The sequence below is a fragment of the Paenibacillus sp. P4_E11 genome (assembly GCF_056401635.1).
In genome coordinates this window covers 1-3,647 of sequence record NZ_JBFUIX010000246.1, presented here as the reverse complement: position 1 = coordinate 3,647, position 3,647 = coordinate 1, and the positions used below count along the sequence as shown (strand labels likewise).

Here is a 3,647-nt window from a genome sequence, read left to right as displayed (position 1 = left end):
TCTTGGCAGCTCGAATCATGGCTTTCTTGACTTGTGTGTCCAGCAGGTTGGGATCGGTGAAGCCATTTGCAGGCGTATAACCCAATGCGGATATAAAAAGAGTGTCGGCATGGTAGCGTCCAAAAAATTCTTCGGCGAGAGGGCCGACGAAAGTGCCCGATACTTCGCGAAGCATGCCGCCGCAGGAAATAATCGACCGTCTTTCCGTTACGAGCGGTCGGAAAAGGCTCAGCGTATCGAGCCCATTCGTCAAAACGGTCAGTTGGGGATAAGCGCCGAGAAACTCCGTCATACGGGAGACGGTAGTTCCGTTCTCCAGAATGAGCACGTCCATGTCCTGCACGAATCGTTCAGCCGAATAGGCTGCCAAACGGTCTTTGACGTCGCCGTTGCGTGCTTGCTTGGAGGCTGCGTCCGGCTCTTCGATTGAAGATACGGCGCCGAGATAGACCGCGCCGCCGTGCGAACGCGTCACTCGGCTCTCATGCTCCAGCGTGTTCAGATCGCGTCTGATCGTCATTTCCGACACCCCGAAATGGTCGCTTAATTCTTTCATTGTCGCCGCGCCGCGATGCGACAAAAAGTCCAAAAGCGCTTGTTTTCTTTGCAGGGGAAGCATAACTGCACCTCAAGTTTTTTCATTCATTCTAACACAAATGAACAATCTCGACAAAAATCTTCCATTCCCAATGCCGAACGCATCAGCTTCAAGCAAACTACTCCTCCTCACTCAACTATCGTTTACGTTTGAATTATCGCAATGATCTTCTTGTATTTTCTTTATAATTTCACTAACACAATGTTCTATATCCTTATTTGAGCAATCAAGAGTTTTATCACTATACTTCATGTATAGAGGAACTCTTTCCTCGTAAACGTCCTTAAGACTATTTCCTTTCTTTATTACAATGCCTCTGGTTGTTATGTTTATTAGTCTCCTTTTAATTTCTTCATATGGGACATGTAAATAAATAATCTGTCCGCTCTGTTTAAGGACATTCATAGCTTTTTCTGAATATACAACACTTCCACCTGTAGATATAATGCTATTTTTCAGTTGCAATTCAGATACAATTTTTTCTTCGACCTCGAGAAATTTTTCGATACCCTCATTATCAATGATATCTTGTAACAGCCGACCTTCATGTTGTTGTATAACAAGATCTGTATCCACGAAATCCATACCTAAAGCTTTTGCAAGCAACACACCTAAAGTGCTTTTGCCTGCTCCAGACATACCTGTAAGAACTATATTCATATTCTTCCTCACTTTTGTAATGCCTCCATTCTTCTAGCTTTAACATTTTTAAGTTGGGCAACGATGATGACGCTAATGATTACTAGCAGGAACCACGAGCTGATCTTGCTGAAACTAACAAGTTGCCAGGTTTGCTGCTGATCAGGGTATTTCCAAGCATCAAAAAATGTGGCTATATTTTCTGCCAACCAGATGAAAAAACCTACAATGATAAAAGCGAGTGTTAAGGGCATTCGATAAGTTGTAGTCCGTACCCGATATATGATCCGTGTTTTCCTGAAGATAATAAACACAAGTGCCGTCAACCACCAACGAAAATCGGGAATAAAATGATGTGTGAAAAAGTTGAAATAGATGGCTCCTCCTAACAGCACCGCATACCTAAGCCCAGGCCAGCCGGTCATGTCCATCCGCAGTCTCCGCCATACCTGACACATATAGCTTGCTACACTTGCATACATAAATCCGCTATAGAGCGGAACACCGAACAACTTTGTAAACCCAGGCTCAGGATATGACCATGATCCCATCCATACCTTATATAACTCCAGCAACAATCCAATAATGTGAAATACACAGATTACTTTAATTTCATCCCGTGTCTCTAAACCGCTGCGGTACATGAAGTATTGCACTCCAAGCAGTATAAGTAGAATGGCATCATAACGATGAATGAAAGGTACCACTATTACGTTAGAGAGAGCTAAGGTTCCAAAGATCGCAACTGGAAATATGCAGCTCATCGCCTGATGATAGCCAAAATGCAGTAGTTGAATGATTGGTTTCAATTATGGTTTTCTCCTCCCCGTGCCATTTATTCCCTCAGGCACATAACAGGAATTGCTCTTTTGTCTTCTATCAAGAATAAAGGCGAAATCCCTATATAAAAAGAGAAATTTTATCGTTTAACATTTCTTATTTTGGGTTACTCCTTGTTCTTGTCGGCCAATTTATGAAAATATGTTAATATCACTAATCCCCCACCGATTTTACCCTATTGCTGTCATCATCTATATAAGAGGAGAAAGAGGCATCCCTAAGGAATACTTATTACAATACTGAATAAAGGAGCGGCGTTTTATGACATTTATTCAAACTGTGAAATCTGAATCAGTGCCTGCATTGTTCTATGATGGCGGAGAGATTGATGTGTTATGGAATAATCACGATCAAGCTATTGCTTGGTATGTGAATTTTCTCGGATGGGAAGCTAAACGAAAAGAAGCATGGTGGCCGGATCAGCGAGCAGTGAAGGGAAGAATGTCTCATCTAGGATATGGGACTTGGATAAACTCCGTTTTCACTACCGAAAAGCTTCCATTTCATTATGCAGAAAGGAATATTGATTCTAACATCCGTTGGTGCTGGAGAACAAGAAAATTACTAAATGTACATGCCTTTTTTAGCGAAAACGAAATTCGAGTGACTGACATTTATGTTGGCCCCAATGGTACACAATACTTTGATTTTTGGGAGCCTGTGGAAGGAACAAGACTCACTGCAAGAGAAGATGAGACATTAAAGAATAAAATCTTTAAACCTTCCTATATTCGAATCGGTGTAAGAGATCTACGACAGGCGTCAAAGTGGTACATGGAGTTTATTGGCATGGGCATTGTCGAGGATCATACCGAGGACGGTTACTTGGTCATGGCCTTGCAAGAACATATGTCGCCAAAAGCGACGATGTACTGGATTCTCGAAGAGCTTCCTAACAACGCATTTACAGGTGACAAAGATGGACCAATTCGTCCGCTTATGTTTGTCAAAAATAGAGATGCTTTTTTTACATATCATCGTTTTCTAAGAGATAACGGTGTCAAGTGTGGCGAATTCGGGGGGCACGTGGAGCATCAGGGGCGAGTTCTATTCCATTTTTATGATTTGGACGGAAATCGATTTAATGTGTGTCACTGTAAACCAGTATAACGTACTCCTACTATAATAAAATCATTAAAAATATACGTTGCCTAAAGCATACTATCCCGAATCGACTGAAGCACCCGTTTCGGGGTTTGTGATTCGATTGACTAGAACATTTATCTTCCAACTCTATCTGAAAATTTTTGTGTCAGCCTAACCCAGAAATTTATTAACCAAGCCCATTACGGTCCGATAAAGGGTGAACAAGCCGATGAAGCCTAAGCCGATATATAATAAGCATCATGCGATTAAAATGGATGCCCCTGGGAGCAAGACGAGCAAATATTTGCCGGAAGAGATCCGGTATGACCTGCCTTTTCCGGACAGCTACGATACGTTTCTGTACATCAGCAAGTTTTGGTGTGAGAAGTGGTATACCCCTATGCAATACCACGACTATTTTGAAATCTGCTATATTTGTGCGGGCAGCGGCTGGTTCATACTCGAAGGGATGATGTTCCCGGTC

At 42.2% G+C, this 3,647-nt stretch carries 5 protein-coding genes; 2 read left to right on the top strand and 3 right to left on the bottom strand.

The annotated features are described in order from the left end of the window. The 3 genes from AC1DWB_RS32175 to AC1DWB_RS32165 form a co-directional block, all read right to left on the bottom strand. On the bottom strand, nt 1-556 hold a 556-nt coding region (locus AC1DWB_RS32175), incomplete at its 3' end, for a DeoR/GlpR family DNA-binding transcription regulator (RefSeq protein ID WP_477545175.1). A gap of 174 nt (nt 557-730) precedes the next feature. After that, the gene (locus tag AC1DWB_RS32170) at nt 731-1,270 is read right to left on the bottom strand and encodes a shikimate kinase (RefSeq protein WP_477545174.1); all 540 of its coding nucleotides are present in this window, start codon (nt 1,268-1,270) and stop codon (nt 731-733) included. After that, nucleotides 1,267-2,046 carry a DUF817 domain-containing protein gene (locus AC1DWB_RS32165; protein ID WP_477545173.1) on the bottom strand — a complete coding sequence of 260 codons (780 nt, stop codon included), beginning with the start codon at nt 2,044-2,046 and terminating at the stop codon, nt 1,267-1,269. Before AC1DWB_RS32165 ends, AC1DWB_RS32170 begins: the two co-directional genes overlap by 4 nt. Nucleotides 2,047-2,338: 292 nt before the next feature. Between AC1DWB_RS32165 and AC1DWB_RS32160 the strand changes: the two genes are divergently transcribed. Further along, nucleotides 2,339-3,187, top strand: coding sequence for a VOC family protein (locus tag AC1DWB_RS32160; protein ID WP_477545172.1), 849 nt, complete (start codon nt 2,339-2,341; stop codon nt 3,185-3,187). 205 nt (nt 3,188-3,392) lie between these two features. Further along, a partial coding sequence (locus tag AC1DWB_RS32155) for a hypothetical protein (protein WP_477545171.1) occupies nt 3,393-3,647 on the top strand: 255 nt, incomplete at its 3' end.

Bases quoted from the DNA above. Each gene is read 5' to 3' on its own strand.
- AC1DWB_RS32160 (WP_477545172.1), top strand. From the start codon at position 2,339: ATGACATTTATTCAAACTGTGAAATCTGAATCAGTGCCTGCATTGTTC.